12 protein-coding genes are annotated in these 18673 nt (G+C 68.7%); 4 read left to right on the top strand and 8 right to left on the bottom strand.

Annotation, left to right across the window (positions count from 1 at the left end; genetic code table 11):
* Nucleotides 1-136: 136 nt before the first annotated feature.
* A complete protein-coding gene (locus ACZ4UV_RS48320) occupies nucleotides 137-1072 on the top strand; it encodes a TauD/TfdA family dioxygenase (RefSeq protein WP_451018300.1) in 936 nt (311 codons plus the stop codon).
* Between the two features lie 54 nt (nucleotides 1073-1126).
* Nucleotides 1127-2161, top strand: a complete 1035-nt coding sequence (gene sbnB / locus ACZ4UV_RS48315; RefSeq protein ID WP_467848336.1) for a 2,3-diaminopropionate biosynthesis protein SbnB — start codon at nucleotides 1127-1129, stop codon at nucleotides 2159-2161.
* Here the strand turns inward: sbnB and ACZ4UV_RS48310 are convergent.
* Nucleotides 2158-3063 (bottom strand): AfsR/SARP family transcriptional regulator, encoded by a 906-nt coding sequence (locus tag ACZ4UV_RS48310; protein WP_467848332.1) that lies wholly within the window; start codon nucleotides 3061-3063, stop codon nucleotides 2158-2160. The two genes, sbnB and ACZ4UV_RS48310, sit on opposite strands and share 4 nt — an antisense overlap.
* A 532-nt stretch (nucleotides 3064-3595) precedes the next feature.
* Here ACZ4UV_RS48310 and sbnA point away from each other — a divergent pair.
* Nucleotides 3596-4585 (top strand): 2,3-diaminopropionate biosynthesis protein SbnA, encoded by a 990-nt coding sequence (sbnA, locus tag ACZ4UV_RS48305; protein ID WP_467848329.1) that lies wholly within the window; start codon nucleotides 3596-3598, stop codon nucleotides 4583-4585.
* A gap of 251 nt (nucleotides 4586-4836) precedes the next feature.
* Here the strand turns inward: sbnA and ACZ4UV_RS48300 are convergent, their stop codons facing one another.
* The 3 genes from ACZ4UV_RS48300 to ACZ4UV_RS48290 all read right to left on the bottom strand — a co-directional run bounded on the left by ACZ4UV_RS48300 (nucleotide 4837) and on the right by ACZ4UV_RS48290 (nucleotide 8985).
* Entirely contained in the window at nucleotides 4837-6453 is a 1617-nt protein-coding gene (locus ACZ4UV_RS48300; protein WP_451018304.1) for a tryptophan halogenase family protein, read from the bottom strand.
* 25 nt (nucleotides 6454-6478) lie between these two features.
* Nucleotides 6479-7075: a flavin reductase family protein gene (locus ACZ4UV_RS48295; RefSeq protein ID WP_467848324.1), complete on the bottom strand. Its 597-nt coding sequence runs from the start codon at nucleotides 7073-7075 to the stop codon at nucleotides 6479-6481.
* Between the two features lie 875 nt (nucleotides 7076-7950).
* On the bottom strand, nucleotides 7951-8985 hold the full coding sequence (locus ACZ4UV_RS48290; RefSeq protein WP_451018306.1) for a helix-turn-helix transcriptional regulator: 1035 nt from the start codon (nucleotides 8983-8985) through the stop codon (nucleotides 7951-7953).
* Between the two features lie 566 nt (nucleotides 8986-9551).
* On the opposite strand from ACZ4UV_RS48290, the gene ACZ4UV_RS48285 reads away from it, so the two are divergent.
* Entirely contained in the window at nucleotides 9552-13649 is a 4098-nt protein-coding gene (locus ACZ4UV_RS48285) for a carboxypeptidase regulatory-like domain-containing protein (protein ID WP_467848316.1), read from the top strand.
* 627 nt (nucleotides 13650-14276) lie between these two features.
* On the opposite strand, the gene ACZ4UV_RS48280 is transcribed toward ACZ4UV_RS48285, so the two are convergent.
* The 4 genes from ACZ4UV_RS48280 to gcvT form a co-directional block, all read right to left on the bottom strand.
* Nucleotides 14277-15644: an L-serine ammonia-lyase gene (locus ACZ4UV_RS48280; protein ID WP_390040596.1), complete on the bottom strand. Its 1368-nt coding sequence runs from the start codon at nucleotides 15642-15644 to the stop codon at nucleotides 14277-14279.
* A 56-nt stretch (nucleotides 15645-15700) separates the two neighbouring features.
* The gene (gene glyA / locus ACZ4UV_RS48275; protein WP_451018308.1) at nucleotides 15701-16963 is read right to left on the bottom strand and encodes a serine hydroxymethyltransferase; all 1263 of its coding nucleotides are present in this window, start codon (nucleotides 16961-16963) and stop codon (nucleotides 15701-15703) included.
* Nucleotides 16964-17002: 39 nt separating this feature from the next.
* Nucleotides 17003-17380, bottom strand: coding sequence for a glycine cleavage system protein GcvH (gene gcvH / locus ACZ4UV_RS48270; RefSeq protein ID WP_467848309.1), 378 nt, complete (start codon nucleotides 17378-17380; stop codon nucleotides 17003-17005).
* Nucleotides 17381-17503: 123 nt separating this feature from the next.
* Nucleotides 17504-18631 (bottom strand): glycine cleavage system aminomethyltransferase GcvT, encoded by a 1128-nt coding sequence (gene gcvT / locus ACZ4UV_RS48265; RefSeq protein ID WP_467848306.1) that lies wholly within the window; start codon nucleotides 18629-18631, stop codon nucleotides 17504-17506.
* Nucleotides 18632-18673 lie beyond the last annotated feature (42 nt).

Below are 18673 nucleotides of genomic sequence, written 5' to 3'. Positions count from 1 at the left end.
TTCCGAGTACCGGCACGGCCACCATGGAGATCACGGCTATATGCCGCCTATACAGGGGCAGTTGGAGCCGGGATACGGAAGAACTATAGATACGGCGGCCATCATCGGGCGACGCCCCACCGAGAGGAGCAGTCCGATGGACGGTCACTGGGTACCGAAGGAAGTCACACCGGTCGACGCCGACGCGGAGGCCACGCCGCAGGGACTGATCGGCCATCTCCGCGGCCTGGGCGATCCGGCGCCGCTGCTGACCCGCCACAAGGCCCTGGTCTTCCGCGGCTTCGGCGTCACCCGTGCCGGGTTGGAGGAGGTGATGGACCTCCTGCTGCCCAACCGACTCGCCTACGTTCACGGGAACTCACCGCGGACCAAGGTCGGCGAGAACGTCTACACCTCCACCGAGTACCCGCAGGAGTACACCATCTCCATGCACAACGAGATGTCGTACGCCCACCAGTGGCCCGCCCGGCTGCTGTTCTTCTGCGACCGGGAGCCGGCGACGGGCGGCGCGACACCCGTGGTGGACGGCGTGCGCTGGCTCGACGCGCTGGACCCCGAGGTCCGGGACGGTTTCGCGCAGGGAGTGCGCTACTCCCAGAACCTGCACAGCGGCCGGGGCCTCGGCAAGAGCTGGCAGGAGACCTTCGAGACCGAGTCGCGCAGCGAGGTCGAGACCTTCCTCAAGGACGCCGAGGCGGAGTGGGAGTGGCGTCGGGACGGCGGCCTGCGCGTCACGCAGCTGCGTCCGGCGACAGCCCGGCACCCGATGACCGGCACCGAGGTCTGGTTCAACCAGGCAGACCAGTGGCATGCGGCCGGCCTCGGGAGCGAGACGGCTGCGGCCCTGTACCAGATCATGCCGGCGGAGGATCTGCCGCAGTCGGTCACGTTCGCCGACGGCTCGCCCATCCCGGACCACTACGTCACCCAGATCCGCGACCGCGGCCTGGAGTCGTCCGTCGACGTGGACTGGCACACCGGAGACCTGATGCTCATCGACAACATGCTGGTCGGCCACGGCCGGCGCCCCTTCACCGGTCCGCGCCGGGTGCTCGTCGCGATGTCCGACTAGCGCCGGGACCCAGTGAAGGTGACAGGACGTGAGATCGACCGGAAGGCAGCTGCAGTGAGTGAGTTCGCGCCCCCGTCCTTCAGCGTGATCCCCGGCAGCCAGGTGCAGGAGGTGATCGACGGACGGGAGGAGGAGGTGATCCGGGTCGTGGAGGCGGCGTACCGGCTGCACGGCGAAGGCGCCACGGTGAATCCCGACTCGCACTTCCTCACGTTCCCTGACCGGCCGTCCGCGCGCATCATCGCGCTGCCGGCCTCCGTGCGGGGAGACGTGGACGTGCACGGCATCAAGTGGATATCGAGCTTCCCGGAGAACGTGGCCGAGGGCCTCCCGCGCGCGTCCGCGGTCCTGATCCTCAACGACACGCGCACCGGCTACCCGTTCGCCTGCCTGGAGAGCTCCGTCATCAGCGCGGCGCGTACCGCCGCCTCCGCGGCGCTCGGCGCCGCGCAGCTCAGCAGGGCGAGGAACGGCGAACGCCCCACCCGTGTCGGCTTCTTCGGGACCGGCCTCATCGCGCGCTACATCCACCGTTATCTGGCGGCGAGCGGCTTCGCCTTCGACGCGCTGGGGATCCACGACCTGTCGGCCGCGCACGCGGAGGCGTTCCGGGGCTATCTGCGGCGCACCGAGACCGGTGAGATCACCGTTCACGACAAAGCGGAGGACCTGGTCCGCTCCAGCGACCTGATCGTCTTCGCCACCGTAGCCGGCCGGCCGCATGTGACCGACCCGTCCTGGTTCGGCCACAACCCGCTCGTCCTGCACATCTCGCTTCGGGACCTGTCGACCGACGTCGTCCTGGCCTCCCACAACGTGACCGACGACGTCGAGCACTGCATGAAGGCCAATACCTCACTGCACCTGACCGAACAGCGCGTCGGCAACCGGGATTTCACCGCCGGGACGCTCTTCGACGTACTGACCGGCAGGATCACCTGCCCGGCCGACCGCCCGACGGTCTTCTCACCGTTCGGGCTCGGTGTGCTCGACCTCGCGCTGGCACGCTTCGTACACGAAGAAGTAGCCAGGGAGGGCGTGTTGCACACGGTCCCTGACTTCTTCAGCGAGCTGAAGCGTTACGGCTAGCGTCTTCGGCCGCCCTTCACCGTGTGCATCCCCGGCCTGTGCCGCAGCTCGGGCCGGGTGGCGCGGCCCATGAGACTGCTGGGGATCGTCAGCCGGTCCGGCACGGACGCGATGACGTCGGCTCCGTGACATCCCGTCGGTACGGCCGCGGGCTCCCGCCAGATCCCGTCGACCTCACCGGTGAGGATGGCCTGGTAGGCGTGGCGCAGGGCGGGTCCCGGGTCGACCCCAAGCTCCTCCTCCAGGTACTGCCGGCCGCCGTGGTAGACGGCGAACGCGTCGGCCTGCCGGTCGGACATGTACAGGGCGACCATCAGCTGGGCCCGTAGCCGTTCGCGCAGCGGGTGCGCGCCGACCAGGGCGACGAGCTCAGGGGTGAGTTCCTCGTGCCGGCGCAGCGCGAGATCCGCCGAGATCCGGTTCTCCAGGGCCTCCATGCGGGCTTCGTCTATGCCGGGTCCCGCGGTTTCCAGCAGCCGGTCGGTGACATCGGTGAGTGTCGGGCCGCGCCAGAGGGCGAGTGCTTCCTGGAGCGCCTCGGTGGCGTAGGAGTAGTTGCGCTTCCGCAACGCGGTGCGGCCGGCGTGGCACAGCCGCTGGAACTCGTGGTAGTCGAACCGCCCCGAGGCGGTCCGGAGCAGGTACCCGGTTCCCTTTCGGACGATCTCGGCCTGCCGGTCGAGGTGCTGGCGCAGCCGCGAGGCATATGTGTAGATCTGGGCTTGATACGTTTCAGGCGGAGTCCTGCCCCAGAGCATCTCGCCCAGTCGGTAGTCGGGGAGTACCTGTTCGTCGGCGAGGAGAAGGGCCGCGAACATGGTGCGCTGCTTCTTGCCGTTCAGTGGTAACTCGGAGTTGTCTGACCATAATCCGACCGGGCCGAGAATGCGGAATTCCAGCATTGCGTTGGTACCTCCTGTTTGTCGTGCGGAGTCGAACGCAGAATGGTGAAGGGAATTCGGAAAATGTCGGAAGAGGGGATTTTCCGCCTCAAGGAATGATGTGAATGGAGCACGCGGCGAAATGGCCGGGCTTCCTGGATTATGTGCGGTCAGGCTGGCGGATTAAAAAGTCGCGCCGCGACGCACGGCATAATTCTTTCACTGGTGTTGCCCCCGTTGTCGTCCCAAGTCCGGCGATCATGTGCTTGATCGGCGTAGACGTTGTGACTCTAACCTTGCCATCGGTGGGAGTCAAGGATTGGTATCCGAGAATTGGCTCGGTAGCAGAAATCCGCTTGCCTCGGATTGAGGTTTCTGTGTAAGCGGGGAGTGTGGCGTTCCGCTTCGTTGTTGGCCTGAGGGTGTCGTGAATTGATGGCTCCGGCTAACTCTCGCTGACATGTGCTAGAAGGAAATGTCATCCTGCTTTCGGCCCGCCTGGCCGGTTCTGCTTGTATAGGTCAAATATGGGGTCAGTCGTGAGCATGTTCGCGTGGCCGTTATTATCACGAATCCCCTGGATTTCAATGTCGAAGACCTCTATGTAGACCTCTGGCAGAGCGTCGGATGTCGGCTCTACCTCAAGTGCGAGGGCTTCAACTTCGCCGGATCGATCAAGATCAAAGCCGCTGTGGAGATGGTGGCGGCGAAGGAAAGAGAAGGCCGGCTCCGCCCGGGCGGAACACTCGTCGAGTCCTCGTCGGGGAACATGGGTGTGGCCCTGAGTATCGTCGCCGCGAGCAAGGGGTACCGATTCGTGTGCGTGACCGACGTACGGTGCACACGCGCGGCCCGGCTCACGATGGAGGCCCTGGGCGGGGAGGTGCACGTGATCGGCGAACCGGATGCCGAGGGCGGTTATCTCGGGGCCCGGATCGCGCACGTCAGGAAGCTGTGCGAGGAGAATGCCGGGTATGTCTGGCTCAACCAGTACGCCAACTCGGCGAACTGGCGCGGCCATTACCGCACCACGGGCCCCGAAGTGGCCAAGGCTTTCCCCGAGCTGGACGTGCTTTTCATCGGCGCGGGAACGACCGGCACTCTGATGGGCTGCGCGCGCTACTTCAGGGAGAACCATCCCGGGGTCACGATCGTGGCCGTCGACGCGGCCGGTTCGGTCACCTTCGGCAGGCCGCCCGGCCGGCGGATGATTCCCGGCCTCGGCACGAGCGTACGCCCACCGATCTTCGACGCGTCGTATGCGGACGACGTCGTGTACGTCGAGGAGGCTGAGACGATCCGGATGTGCCGCCGCCTCGTGGGCCACGGCTATCTCTTCGGAGGGTCCACGGGAACGGTCGTCAGTGGCGCCCGCGACTGGCTGACGGCACACGGGCGCGACGACATGACCGCGGTCGCCATCTCACCGGACCTCGGCGGCAACTACCTCGACACCATCTACGACGAGGTGTGGGCGAGCGGTGTCACGGGAGCCAACGGTGCCACAGCGCGGCCGGGGCCGACCGAGAGCCGACACGTGTGAGACCGGTGGAGGGCTTCCGCGACGGACGGTAGCGTTCGCCGGCCCGACGCGAGGGCGGCCGTACGTTTCTACTGGGGTCGTCCGGCAGGCACGGTCGTGGGGAGCAGTGGCCGGGGCGGACGTGAAGCTCCCCAGCGGGGCGCGCGCCACGCGGGTGCGATGAGCGTCGGGCGCCCCGAGCCGGCTCCTGAGCGTCGGCCTGCGGCGGCACAGGCCGCTTGCCGGTGTGCCGCCCGGGCGGCACACCGACGTCACTTGTTGTGCAGGCGGCGCAGGTAGTCGTAGGTGGAAGGCAGGGACTTCAGCAGTTCGTCCCGCCGGTGTCCGACCTCCGCAAAGACCGCCTCGGCCGACTCGACGGACGACGGGCGGTGGCTCAGCAACGACAGGGAGTGATCCGGTAGTACGTCGAGCCCGGTGAACACGCAGTAGTAGTTGGCGTTGCTCCAGAAATTGCGGAACTCGGCCTCGAAGTTGCCGTAGTAGTTCGCCTCGTCGGTGACCGGCAGGTTCACGCCCAGACCCGCCTTGTACAGCGCCACCTTCTCCTTGAAGTCGTCCGCGAGTTCCAGCTCCTTGCAGGCGCGCCAGAACGCCGTGTCGTTGCGCGGGGCGAAGCTGAAGTGAGCCTGGATGAAGTCCCGCGTGTCGTCGAACATCGTCTCGATCTCGCGGTTGAACCGGTCGACCGGAACCGGGTCGAAACGCTTGTCCGGGAAGTGCTTGACCAGGTGGTAGAGCGCCGCGTAGACGAAGTAGATGCCGGTGGACTCGAGCGGCTCCAGGAAGCAGGACGCCAGGCCGATGCCCACTACGTTCTTCACCCAGGCACGCCGGTTGCGCCCGACCCGGAACTTGACGTGGTTGAGCGGCTGCTTCTCCGGATCAAGGCCCCACATCCGGCAGAACTCCGCGGTCGCCTCGTCCTGGGACGCGAAGCGACTGGAGTACACGTAACCAGTGCCGAACCGCCCCAGCATGGGGATCTTCCACGTCCAGCCCGACGACATCGCGATCGCCGAGGTGAAGGGTTCGACGCCGTGGGTCTCGTCGTCGTGCGGCACCTGGGTGGCGACCGCCCGGTCGTTGAGGAGATGGTCGCTCATGTCCAGGAACGGCTCCTTCATCACCTGGTTGATGAGCAGCCCCCGGAAGCCGGAGCAGTCGACGAACAGGTCGGCCTCCAGCCTCCGCCCGGATTCGGTGGTGATGGCGGTGACGTGTCCGCGCTGGTCGACCTCCGCTTCGGTGAACTTGTCCTCGATGTGCACCGCTCCCTGCTTCTCGACGGCGAACCGGCGCAGGAAGTCGGCTACCAGACTGGCGTCGAAGTGCCAGGCATAGCTCGCCCACCGCGTACCGTCCAAGAAGCGCGGGGACAGTTTCTTGTCGAAGACCGCAGGCTGGGCGTAGCACGCATAGTCGAACGGCTCGTCGGTGGCACCGGCCAGCCTCTTGTACGTCCAGTAGTGCGACAGCGGCAGGTTGTCGTGGCTCGGCAGCAGACCGAAGAGGTGGTCGAAGTGATCCTGCCCGGTTCCGTGCGGCCGCGCCTCGGCCTCACCGGTCCCGGGGGTGCGCCAGTTCACGAATCTGATGCCCATCTTGAAGCTGGCGTTGCACTCGGGCATCCACTCCTCCTCGGACAGGCCGAGAAAGTCGAAGAACACCTTCTGCAGGTTGGGGATCGTGGCCTCACCCACCCCGATCCGCGGAATCGCGGGCGCCTCCAGCACCGTGATGCGCACGGTCGGTCCGAGCGCCCTGCCCAGGTAGGAGGCGGTCATCCAACCCGCCGTGCCACCTCCGAGTACGAGTACGTCCTTGATGCGGTTGTCACCCACGGCGGTCAGTCCTCCAGAGCGCATAAGGGATGTTCAGGGACGACGACGTTCAGCGGCTCACGTCGGGAACTCCGGTGGCCGGCGTATCGGCCGGCAGGGGCCAGCGGGCGTACCGACGCAGTCCGTACAGCAGCGGTGCGGGCATGAGGTCGCGCGTGATGACGCGCTCGACCTCCGCGAAGACCGCGGTGTGATCTCCGATCACGGTGGTGCTCAGCAGGGCGCAGTCGGCCGTGGCGTGGGCATCGGCCCACAGGTGAGGGCCTCTGGCCTGCACGGGGAGTTCCCATTCCGTGCTCTCGAAGCGCTCGGGGTCGCCTGAGCTGAAGCGGTTGGACGTGGCCTGGGCCCCGTCGTGCAGGAGGTTGAGCGCGAAGCCTCCCTGTTCCCGGATCGCGCTGAGGGTCGGACTGGCACTGCGCAGACTCACCAGGAGGCAGGGCGGCGCCACGGAGATGCTGCACAGCGAGGTGCATGTCATACCCCGGGGCCGGTGGTCCGCGTCGAACGAGGTGACGACGGCCACTCCGGTCGGAAAGGTGGCCATGAACGGCCGCAGATCCACGTCCGCCGGAATCGGGGACGGCTCGGCCGGCCGGCCGCCGGACGTGGCATGCGGCACGGAGGTGCGGGACGGGCGGGGCATGTCGTGCTCCCGTCGTTCGGTCCGAGTGGTGAACCACGGCGGATACGGGGTCGGTCGGGACGCGTGGTCCGGGACGGTCACCCGTCCCCACGGCGGCTCAGTTTCCGTACGGCTGCCGCAGCTGGCCGCTCTCGGGCGTGCACCCCAGGAGGGGGAGCGTGCCTGTCTCGGCCATGGGTTGTCTGCCTTCCCGCCGGAGCCGTGGAGACGGAGCGCTGGCCGCGCCGCGGTGTTGCGGGGCGTATACGCGACAGCATTCGATCGGTGTCAGGCTGGGCGAGTCCCCTATAGACCGGCTATACGGACCGGTTCGCGTGGATGATGCACGCACCCTGAGGCGCGCCGGAAAGGCCGTCCGACACTGCTGCGGGGCGCTGGACGACGGCGGCGGGCGGTCGGTGCTGGTCGTTCCTTCGTGCAGGCCCGTATCGCTAGCACTCGATGATGTTCACAGCCAGCCCACCCCGCGCCGTCTCCTTGTACTTGACGGAGCAGGGGGCGGCGGACGCGACAAGCCCATTGGCATGCGGGTTTGCCGGGATTTTCTTGATCGAGTCGATCAGTGGGGTTTACTCGGGGGATTTTCGGCCGGTGGCGGTCGGGGCTCCGTCGTTCTCGCGGTCGGCCCGAAGGCGTCGGTTGGGTCCGACACCCCAAGTCTGCGGTGGTGGGCGGTTCATGACGGGGCGGCGGATGCGCATGCAGGCACCGCGTCCGGTGATCAAGGAGTGTCGAGTTCGCTGATCACCACAACGGAAGACCGTGCCTGCCGCGTCATCGGTCACCCGTCCCCGCCGGGCCGACTCGCGGGCTGTGATCCGGCCTGACAGCGGTCACCGCATCCGCCGACAAAGTCCTTCGGGGCCGGGGGCACGTCAATCCTCCGGATCCCCGAACCAGCCGCGTTCCTGGGCCAGCAGGGCTATCTGGAAGCGGGTCCGTGCGCCCAGTTGTCTCCCCAGATCGCTGATGTGGGTCTGAACGGTCCGGCGACTGAGCCGCAAGGCGCGCGCGATGGCATCGTCCTTCATCCCGGCGGACATCAGGCGAAGAATGTCCCGCGTCCGACTGTGGAGAGCGCCATCCTGTCTCTCGGGGCTCGCGGTGGGCGAAGCGGGCCGGCTTTCCAGTGAGAGGGGCACCGCACGCTCCCATACGCTCTCGAAGAGGGCGGTCAGTACGTCCAGCAGTGTCGAGGAGTGCACGACAAGTGACCCCGCGGCGGGATCGTCCCGCCGCAGCGGCATGATCGCCGCGACACCGTCGAAGATGACGAGTTTCATGGGCAGTCCGGGCATGAGCCGCAGCTCCCCTTCCGTAGCCTCGCCCCGGAGGGCCGTCTCCAGGCATCCGTCGTCCGCCATTCCGTCGCTGTCGTACACGGACCGGAGCCGGACGCCGGGACGGACCGTGGCGCCCGCCGAGGTTGAAGCGTCGGTAGGGGCGATCCGCGAGGTCACATACGGCGGCTTCGCGAAATGCAGGACCTCCTGCCGACTGCTCCTCAGAAGGTGTGCATAGCGGGCGCCGACCTGTTCATCGCTCTCGACCACCTCGAAGAGGTCCGAGGCGATCTGCCGGCCCGGGGCCGTGCGATAGACCTCGTGGAGCTGTTCCGCGTACAGCTCTGCCCTGGCCAACTCCTGTCGTCTACGGGCGAGAAGGGCGCCCAGCGAGGAGCGGGGCGGGCTGGCACTCCAGCGCGTGGGCCGTTCCCTGACGCGTACGGCCAGGAGTTCGGCCTCCAGGGACCGCAGGGCGGTCCGGGCCGCCGGGGCCGGCACGCCGATCCCTGCCGCGACCGCGTCCTCGTCCGCGTCCGGATGGCCGACCAGGTATTCCAGTGCCTGCCGGGCGACGGCGCCCAGGCCGGTGCCTGGCCACAACGCATCTAGGGAGGACACGTCCACCAGCGACTCCTCGGAAGATCGGAACGAGGTTCACGCCGATGCTACGCAAGTGTGCAACTGCGCGGGCCCACAGGCGGCGGACCTTGTCAGGCGAGGCTGCCGAGATCAGGATGATCACAGGTCACCGGTGCGGTGATCTCCGTTCTGACCACATGTCCGGACCGACAACTCCCGTGGCCGCCGCAGAGTGTGCGCCCCGGTCCCCGGCCGCCCCGCAGCCGACTGAAAATAATTACCGTGCAGAAATAGGCCCACGCTTTTGTGATTTAGCGGCGGGGTCCCGTCGGCATGGAAATTTATTTCCGGCCCGGATCGCGGCCCTCTTTTGCGGATTCGACCGAATGACATGCACATGTAACACGGCGTTTATTGTCAATTGCCCTTCAGGGTACGCCAATTGATGGTGGCGAATACGACTATCCGTATCCGCCGTCGACCGGGAACCGCATACGAGTCGACCCTTGCAATGCAAACTGAGGAGTAACGTTTTGCGCGTCTCACCGAGAACCGGTTCAGCTTTACGCCGAAGAGCCGCCGCCTGCCTGACGGTCCTGAGTGCCGCCGCCATGACGGTCCTGGGCATGCAGATCCCGGCCCACGCGGCGCCCCCGTCCGTTGCCTCGGCATCCTCGGCCAAGAAGAAGGCCGCCCTCGAACCCTCCTGCGCCACGCCCAAGAAGGGCGAGGCCGCCTGTTTCGCCCTGCGCCGCACCGACACCAAGGCCGTCAAGGGCCTGCTGGCCGCCTCCGTCAGCCCCAGCGGCTACGGCGCCGGGGACCTGCAGAGCGCCTACAGCCTTCCCGCTGACGGCGGTGCGGGCCAGACGATCGCCATCGTCGACGCCTATGACGACCCCAGCGCCGAGGCCGACCTGGCCGTCTACCGCGAGCAGTACGGGCTGCCCGCCTGTACCACGGCAAACGGCTGCTTCACCAAGGCCGACGAGCGCGGCGGCACCGACTACCCCGCGCCCGACTCCGGCTGGGCCGGCGAGATCTCACTCGACCTGGATATGGTCTCCGCGGCCGCGCCGAACGCGCACATCCTGCTCGTCGAGGCGGACCAGCCGAGCTTCGAGGACCTCGGGGCGGCTGTCGACCAGGCGGTCGCGCTCGGTGCCAAGTACGTCTCCAACTCCTACGGCACCAACTACAACAGCACCCCGGGCAGCGGCGAGACCCCGGACGAGACGACGTACGACGCCCATTACAACCACCCCGGTGTCGCTGTGGTCGCCTCCTCGGGTGACAGCGACTACGGGGTGGCCTACCCTGCCGTCTCTCCCTACGTGACCTCGGTCGGCGGCACCTCACTGGTCCGGGACTCCGGCACCGCACGCGGCTGGTCCGAGTCGGTCTGGAACCGCGATGGCCTGGGCCCGGGATCCGGCTGCTCCCTCTACGAGCCCAAGCCGGCCTTCCAGACGGACACCGGATGCGACAAGCGCACCGTCGCGGACGTCTCCGCGGTGGCCGACCCGGCCACCGGCGTCGCGGTCTACCAGACCTACGGGGGTGGCGGCTGGCAGGTGTACGGCGGCACCAGCGCCGCCTCTCCGATCATCGCCAGTGTGTACGCGGACGCCGGGACCCCTGTCGCGGGCACGTACCCCAACTCCTATCCGTACGCCTCCGGGGCCGGTCTCAATGACGTGACCAGCGGCGACAACGGCACCTGCACTCCCGCCTACCTGTGCACCGCCGGTGCCGGGTACGACGGCCCGACCGGCCTGGGCACGCCCGACGGGCTGGCCGCGTTCCGCAGCGGCCCGCACGGGAAGCTCTCCGGCACCGTCACCGACGACAGCACCGGCAAGCCGGTCGCCGGAGCCACCGTCACCACCCAGGGCGGCGGCACCGCGCACACCGCCGCCGACGGGACCTACTCGCTCGTCCTGCCGGTGGGCAGCTACGACATCACCGTCGAAGCCTACGGCTACGCCACCAGCACGGCCTCCGGCGTGTCCCTCGCCGACGGCGACACCCTCACCAAGAACTTCGCCCTGGCCCCGGTCCCCAGCCGGACGGTCTCCGGCAAGGTCACCGACGGCTCCGGCCACGGCTGGCCGCTCTACGCCAGGATCACCGCGGACGGCGTCCCCGGCGGTCCGGTGTGGACCGACCCCCTCACCGGCTCCTTCGACCTGAAGCTGCCTCAGGGCCACGACTACACCCTGCACGTGGACAGCGCCTATCCCGGCTACACGTCGCCCACCAAGAAGATCACCGTCGGGGACTCCGACCAGAGTCTGAACGTCGCGGTCCCGGTCGACCCGTGGGGGGCCACCGCGCCCACCGGTTACTCGGTGCATGACGAAGGCACCACCGAGACGTTCGACTCGACCGACTCCGCCCCGAAGGGCTGGAGCGTGGTCAACGCCGACGGGACGACCGGCGGCTGGGCCTTCGACGACCCGGGCTCACGCGGCAACACCACCGGCGGCGACGGCGGGTTCGCCGTCGTCGACAGCGACCACTACGGCAACGGCGCGCACCAGGACTCGCAACTGCTCAGCCCCGTGTACGACTTCACCGGCAACTCCGCACCCGAGATCTCCTTCGCCAACGACTACTGGGCCATCGGGGGCCAGAGCGCGGGCGTCGACGTGACCACCGACGGTGGTGCCACCTGGACCAGTCTCTGGTCCGCCACGGAGACCACCTTCGGCGCGCAGAAGGTCGAACTCCCGCTGACCGACTACGCCGGCAAGGCATCGGTCCAGCTACGCTTCCACTTCACCAGCTCGTTCGGCTGGTGGTGGAAGGTTGACAACGTTTTCGTCGGCGACCGCCACGTCACGGCCCTGCCCGGCGGTCTGCTTACCGGCACCGTGACGGATGCCAACACCTCCACGGGGCTGGTCGGCGCCACCGTGACGAACAAGGACGACGACAAGCAGAGCGCCGTCACCCTCGCCACTCCCGACGACCCCGCCCTGGGCGACGGCGTCTACGCCCTGTTCTCCTCCCTCGGCAGCCACGGCTTCACCGCGGCGAAGCCGCACTACACGGGCCTCGACAAGACGGTGAAGGTGGCGGCCGACAGCGCTGTCGGCGCGGACTTCGCACTCGGCGCCGGGCAGCTGACCCTGGACAAGACCTCGGTCACCGCGTCGGTCGGCTGGGGCGAGCAGACCACCGAGAGCCTGACCATCAAGAACACCGGCACGGCGGCCGCCACCGTCAAACTGGGGGAACAGCCCGGCGGGTTCAGCATCGAGTCCGCGGGCGGCGCCCCGCTGAAACTGGTCAAGGGCACCTACTCCCCGCTGTCGAGCAAGGCCGCCGCGACCGCCGCGGGCACCACCGCCAAGGTGGCTCCGGGAGCCGCCGGTGACGCCTGGCAGGCGGCCCCCGACCTGCCGGTCAAGCTGATGGACAACGCTGTCGCCACCAACGACGGGAAGGTCTACTCCGCCTTCGGCTTCAACGGCAGCGCCGACACCAAGGACATGTACGTCCTCGACCCGGTCGCCGGTACCTGGACCAAGCTGGCCGGCGCGGCGGACACCCGGGAGGATCCCGCCCACGGCTTCATCGACGGCAAGTTCTACGCCGTCGGCGGCTGGGGAGCCAGCGGCGACCCCGACTCCAAGCTGGAGATCTACGACCCGGCAAGCGACACCTGGACCACCGGCGCCGCCTCGCCCAAGCCCTACGCCGGCTCCGGCAACGCCGTGCTCGACGGCAAGCTCTACGTGGTCGGCGGCTGCGGGGCGGAATCCTGCGGCAGCACGGACGTCACCGTCTACGACCCGGCTGCCGACACATGGTCCACCGTGGCCGACTACCCGGAGTCGATCTCCTGGAGTTCCTGCGCCGGCATCAGCGGCAAGCTCTACTGCGCCGGCGGTCTGAACGGCAACAGCGAGGACAAGCACTCCTACGTCTACGACCCCGCCGCCAACGCGTGGTCACAGGTCGCCGACCTGCCGATCACCCTCTGGGGCGCCGCCTACACCTCCGCCAACGGCCTGCTCGTCACCGCCAGTGGCGTCACCCAGAACAGCATCACCAACCAGGCCTTCGCCTTCGACCCGAAGGCCGGCACCTGGACCACCCTGCCCAACGCCGACACCGCCACCTACCGCGGCGGAGGTGCGCTCGGCTTCTTCAAGGTCGGTGGCGGCGTCGCGCTCGCAACCCCCGCAACGACGGTGGAGGTGCTGCCGGGCTACGACCAGGGAGAAACGGCCGACGTCAGCTGGCTGAGCGAGAGCGAACAGCAGCTCACCCTCCAGCCCGGCAAGAGCTCGAAGGTGACGATCACCCTGGACGCCTCCGTGGCCGAGGTGACCCAGCCGGGAGACTTCACCGCCCGGTTGTCCGTCAGCTCCGACACCCCGTACTCCGTGCCCGGTCTCCCCGTGGAGATGGACGTCGCCCCGCCCAAGACCTGGGGCAAGATCACCGGCACAGTGCTGGGGGTCACCGCGGACGGCGGCACCGCGCCGATCGCCGGGGCCACCGTCCAGATCGACACCTGGGCCACCAGCTACACGCTGACGACGGACACCCACGGCGGGTACGCCCTGTGGCTCGACGTCCGCAACAACCCGCTCACCGTCATCGTCGCCAAGGACGGCTTCCAGCCGACCGTCGCGACGGTGAAGATCAAGAAGAAGTCCACCGTCACCGAGAACTTCACCCTCAAGAGAAAGTAGAGAACGGCCGACAGCCGGGGTGGGACGCTCCCGAACAGGGGCGACCCACCCCGGCCTTCGGTACAGGGCCCGGCGCAAGGAGCGCGCTTCCACGATGCGGTGCGCAGTCCTCAGCATGCCGCCGGGCGACCGGACGGCGTCGACATCTTTCTCCCGGGGGCGACATCGCGGTCGGGCGGTGTCGGGAGGGGCCTCCCCGTAAGGCCGTTGCACATGATGCCTGCACAGGCGGCCGGTGTACGCGATACGTCGACGCGCTCACCAGTACGCGGTACAGGAGCCGGCTCGACTGTCCATTTCCAGCGCCAAGGCTGAACCCTCAGCCAGATCGCGAGCAGGTTCGGCAAGATCTTTTGCTCACCAGTCCCGGTCGGCACAGGGCAGCGCGACGCCGGCGACCGACTTCGCTGTCCGGGAACCAGCAGGCACCACGAGGAGACAGGAGGCGACCCAGAGGAGGCCCTGCTCACACACCCTGGAAGCATCGTCGGTCCGGGGACACGCCGGGGACTTTTCGGGGACTTTCAAGTCTGTCCCGGAGACTCTCCGGGGACTTTCCGCCGTGTGAGCAGGGAAGGCCCCCGACAGTGCCGAAAGACAGGAACGGGCCGGTCAGGGCCCCTTTCCCTAGCACTCGATGATGTTCACCGCCAGCCCGCCCCGGGCCGTCTCCTTGTACTTGACGCTCATGTCGGCGCCCGTGTCCTTCATGGTCTTGATGACCTTGTCCAGGGACACCTTGTGGGAGCCGTCGCCGCGCATGGCCATGCGGGCCGCGGTGACCGCCTTGACCGCGGCCATGCCGTTGCGTTCGATGCAGGGGATCTGGACCAGGCCGCCGACCGGGTCGCAGGTGAGGCCGAGGTTGTGCTCCATGCCGATCTCGGCCGCGTTCTCGACCTGTTCGGGCGAGCCGCCGAGGACCTCGGCGAGCGCGCCCGCCGCCATCGAGCAGGCCGAGCCGACCTCGCCCTGGCAGCCGACCTCGGCGCCGGAGATGGACGCGTTCTCCTTGAAGAGCATGCCGATCGCGCCGGCCGCGAGGAGGAAGCGGACCACGCCGTCCTCGTCGGCGCCCGGGACGAAGTTGATGTAGTAGTGCAGGACCGCCGGGATGATGCCCGCCGCGCCGTTCGTGGGGGCGGTGACCACCCGGCCGCCCGCCGCGTTCTCCTCGTTCACGGCCATCGCGTAGAGCGTGATCCACTCCATCGCGTGCGCCAGCGGGTCGCCCTCGGCGCGCAGTTGGCGCGCGGTCACGGCGGCCCGGCGCTTCACCCGGAGCCCGCCCGGCAGGATGCCCTCCCGGGACATGCCGCGGGAGACGCACGCCTGCATCACCCGCCAGATGTCCAGCAGGCCCGCGCGGATCTCCTCCTCGGTGCGCCAGGCCCGCTCGTTCTCCAGCATCAGCGCGGAGATCGACAGACCCGTCTCCTTCGTCAGGCGCAGCAGCTCGTCGCCCGTGCGGAAGGGGTACTTCAGGACCGTGTCGTCGAGTTTGATGCGGTCCGCGCCGACCGCTTCCTCGTCGACGACGAACCCGCCGCCGACCGAGTAGTACGTCTTGGAGAGGAGCTCGGCCCCGGACGCGTCGTAGGCCCAGAGGGTCATGCCGTTCGCGTGGTAGGGGAGTGCCTTGCGGCGGTGGAGCTTCAGGTCGTCGTCGAAGGAGAACGGGATCTCGTGCTCGCCGAGGAGGGACAGGCGGCGCGTGGCCTTGATCGCCTCGATGCGGTCGTCCGCGGTCTCCACGTCCACCGTGCGCGGCGAGGCGCCCTCCAGACCGAGCAGCACGGCCTTGGGGGTGCCGTGGCCGTGGCCGGTCGCGCCGAGGGAGCCGTACAGCTCGGAACGTATCGAGGCGACGGACTCCAGCAGGTCCTCGTTGCGCAGGCGGCGGGCGAACATCCGGGCCGCGCGCATCGGGCCGACGGTGTGGGAGCTCGACGGGCCGATGCCGATCGAGAACAGGTCGAAGACCGAGATGGCCACGGGAACTCCTCCAGAGAGGGCGGGGGCACACGCCGTCGGGTGCCCCCACCAGGGAACTACTTGTTCAGACCGGGGTAAAGCGGGTGCTTCGCCGTCAGCGCCTCGACCCGGGCCTTCAGGGCCGCCGCGTCGTAGGACGGCTTCAGCGTCTCGGCGATCACGTCCGCGACCTCGGCGAAGTCCTCGGTCGTGAAGCCGCGGGTGGCCAGCGCCGGGGTGCCGATCCGCAGACCCGAGGTGACCATCGGCGGCCGCGGGTCGTTCGGGACGGCGTTGCGGTTGACCGTGATGCCGACCTCGTGGAGCCGGTCCTCGGCCTGCTGTCCGTCCAGCTCCGACGCACGCAGGTCGACGAGGATCAGGTGGACGTCCGTGCCGCCGGACAGGACGTTCACGCCGGCCTCGCGGGCGTCGGCGGCGGTGAGCCGCTCCGCCAGGATCCGCGCACCCTCCACCGTACGACGCTGGCGCTCCTTGAAGTCCTCCGAGGCGGCGACCTTGAAGGAGACCGCCTTCGCCGCGATCACGTGCTCCAGGGGACCGCCCTGGAAGCCCGGGAAGACGGACGAGTTCAGCTTCTTCGCGAAGGCCTGCTTGGCGAGGATGATCCCGCCGCGCGGTCCGCCGAGCGTCTTGTGGGTGGTGGAGGTGACCACGTCCGCGTAGGGGACCGGGTTCGGGTGCAGCCCCGCCGCGACCAGGCCGGCGAAGTGCGCCATGTCGACCCACAGGCAGGCCTCGACCTCGTCGGCGATCCGGCGGAACTCCGCGAAGTCCAGCTGCCGCGGGTACGCCGACCAGCCTGCGATGATCACCTTCGGGCGGTGCTCCTTGGCGAGCCGCTCCACCTCGGCCATGTCGACCAGACCGGAGTCGTCGACGTGGTAGGCGACCACGTCGAACTGCTTGCCGGAGAAGTTCAGCCGCATGCCGTGGGTCAGGTGGCCGCCGTGGGCGAGGTCCAGGCCCAGGATGGTGTCGCCGGGCTGGGCCAGCGCGAACAGGGCCGCCTGGTTGGCGGAGGCACCGGAGTGCGGCTGCACGTTGGCGTACTCGGCGCCGAACAGCTCCTTCACCCGGTCGATGGCGATCTGCTCGGTGACGTCGACGTGCTCGCAGCCGCCGTAGTAGCGGCGGCCCGGGTAGCCCTCGGCGTACTTGTTGGTGAGGACCGAGCCCTGCGCCTCCATGACCGCCAGCGGAGCGAAGTTCTCCGAGGCGATCATCTCCAGGGTGGACTGCTGGCGCGCCAGCTCGGCGTCGACCGCGGCGGCTACCTCGGGGTCGAGCTCGTGCAGGGGCGTGTTCAGAACGGACATCTGTTTCTACGACTCCTAGGCCGGGGTCTGCGGCGGCTCTCAGCCGGCGGTGAAGGCGGTGTACTCGTCGGCGGAGAGCAGGTCGTCCGGCTCGTCCGTGACGCGCACCTTGAACAGCCAGCCGCCCTCGAAGGGGGCCGAGTTCACCAGGGACGGGTCGTCGACGACGTCCTCGTTGACCGCGGTGATCTCACCGGTGACCGGCGCGTACAGGTCGGACACCGACTTGGTCGACTCCAGCTCGCCGCAGGACTCACCCGCGGTCACCGTGTCGCCGACCGCCGGGAGCTGGACGAAGACGACGTCACCGAGCGCGTTGGCCGCGTGCTCCGTGATGCCGACCGTCGCCACGCCGTCCTCGGCGGCCGTCAGCCACTCGTGCTCCTTGCTGTAACGCAGCTGCTGGGGGTTGCTCATGGCCTGAATTCTCCTGTACGCGGGGGAGTGCTGGTGAATGGGGGACTGCTGGGAACGCGCGTGACCAGCGGCGATGTGCGCCAGGTCACGCCCGGTGGCTGTTGCCGACGCCGGTTGGGGTGATCACTTCCGGCGCTTGTAGAACGGCAGCGGCACGACTTCGTACGGCTCGTGACTGCCCCGGATGTCCACGCCGACGCCTGCCGTGCCCGGCGCCGAGTGCGCGGCGTCGACGTACGCCATGGCGATCGGCTTGCCCAGGGTGGGGGAGGGGGCGCCCGAGGTGACCTCGCCGATCACCTCGCCGCCGGCGACCACCGGGTATCCGGCGCGGGGCACCCGGCGGCCTTCGGCGACCAGGCCGACGAGCACCCGCGGCGGCTTCTGCTCCGCTCGGGCGGCGGCCTCGGCGAGCGCCGCGCGCCCCACGAAGTCGCCCTCCTTCTCGAACTTCACCACCCGGCCGAGCCCGGCGTCGAAAGGGGTGAGCGAGGTGGTGAGCTCATGCCCGTACAGCGGCATGCCCGCCTCCAGCCGCAGCGTGTCCCGGCAGGAGAGACCGCACGGCACCAGGCCCACCGCGGAACCCGCCTTGGTCAGCGCCTGCCACAGCTCCACCGCGTGCTCCGGCTTCACGAACAGCTCGAAGCCGTCCTCGCCGGTGTAGCCGGTGCGTGCGATCAGCGCCGGGACGCCGGCGACGGTGCCGGGCAGCCCGGCGTAGTACTTCAGCCCGTCCAGGTCGGCGTCGGTGAGGGAGGCGAGGATGCCCGGGGACTCCGGGCCCTGGACGGCGATCAGCGCGTACGCGTCCCGGTCGTCGCGGACCTCGGCCTCGAAGCCGGCGGAGCGTTCCACGAGCGCGTCGAGGACGACCTGGGCGTTGGAGGCGTTGGCGACGACCATGTACTCGGCCTCGGCCAGCCGGTAGACGATCAGGTCGTCCAGGATGCCGCCGTCGGCCCGGCAGATCATGGTGTAGCGGGCCCGGCCCACGCCGACGGAGGCGATGTTGCCGACCAGGGCGTGGTTCAGCAGGGCGGCGGCCTGGGGGCCGGTCACGGTGATCTCGCCCATGTGGGAGAGGTCGAAGAGCCCGGCCCTGGTCCGTACGGCGACGTGCTCGTCGCGCTCGGAGCCGTAGCGCAGGGGCATGTCCCAGCCGGCGAAGTCGGTCATGGTCGCGCCGAGCGAGCGGTGCAGGGCATCGAGCGCGGTACGGCGGGGTGCGGCGGAATCGGTACTGCTCATCGGTCGGTCGTCTCCCGGAGGTCCCAAGGGCATGACAGGCGA

Source organism: Streptomyces sp. NPDC028289 (assembly GCF_055565975.1).
The sequence above is the reverse complement of the archived record's forward strand: the minus strand, read 5'-3'. Positions and strand labels throughout refer to the sequence as shown.

Bases quoted from the DNA above. Each gene is read 5' to 3' on its own strand.
- glyA (WP_451018308.1), bottom strand. From the start codon at position 16,963: ATGTCCGTTCTGAACACGCCCCTGCACGAGCTCGACCCCGAGGTAGCC.
- ACZ4UV_RS48310 (WP_467848332.1), bottom strand. From the start codon at position 3,063: ATGCTGGAATTCCGCATTCTCGGCCCGGTCGGATTATGGTCAGACAAC.
- ACZ4UV_RS48300 (WP_451018304.1), bottom strand. From the start codon at position 6,453: ATGCGCTCTGGAGGACTGACCGCCGTGGGTGACAACCGCATCAAGGAC.
- ACZ4UV_RS48285 (WP_467848316.1), top strand. From the start codon at position 9,552: ATGACGGTCCTGGGCATGCAGATCCCGGCCCACGCGGCGCCCCCGTCC.
- ACZ4UV_RS48320 (WP_451018300.1), top strand. From the start codon at position 137: ATGGACGGTCACTGGGTACCGAAGGAAGTCACACCGGTCGACGCCGAC.
- ACZ4UV_RS48295 (WP_467848324.1), bottom strand. From the start codon at position 7,075: ATGCCCCGCCCGTCCCGCACCTCCGTGCCGCATGCCACGTCCGGCGGC.
- gcvH (WP_467848309.1), bottom strand. From the start codon at position 17,380: ATGAGCAACCCCCAGCAGCTGCGTTACAGCAAGGAGCACGAGTGGCTG.
- gcvT (WP_467848306.1), bottom strand. From the start codon at position 18,631: ATGAGCAGTACCGATTCCGCCGCACCCCGCCGTACCGCGCTCGATGCC.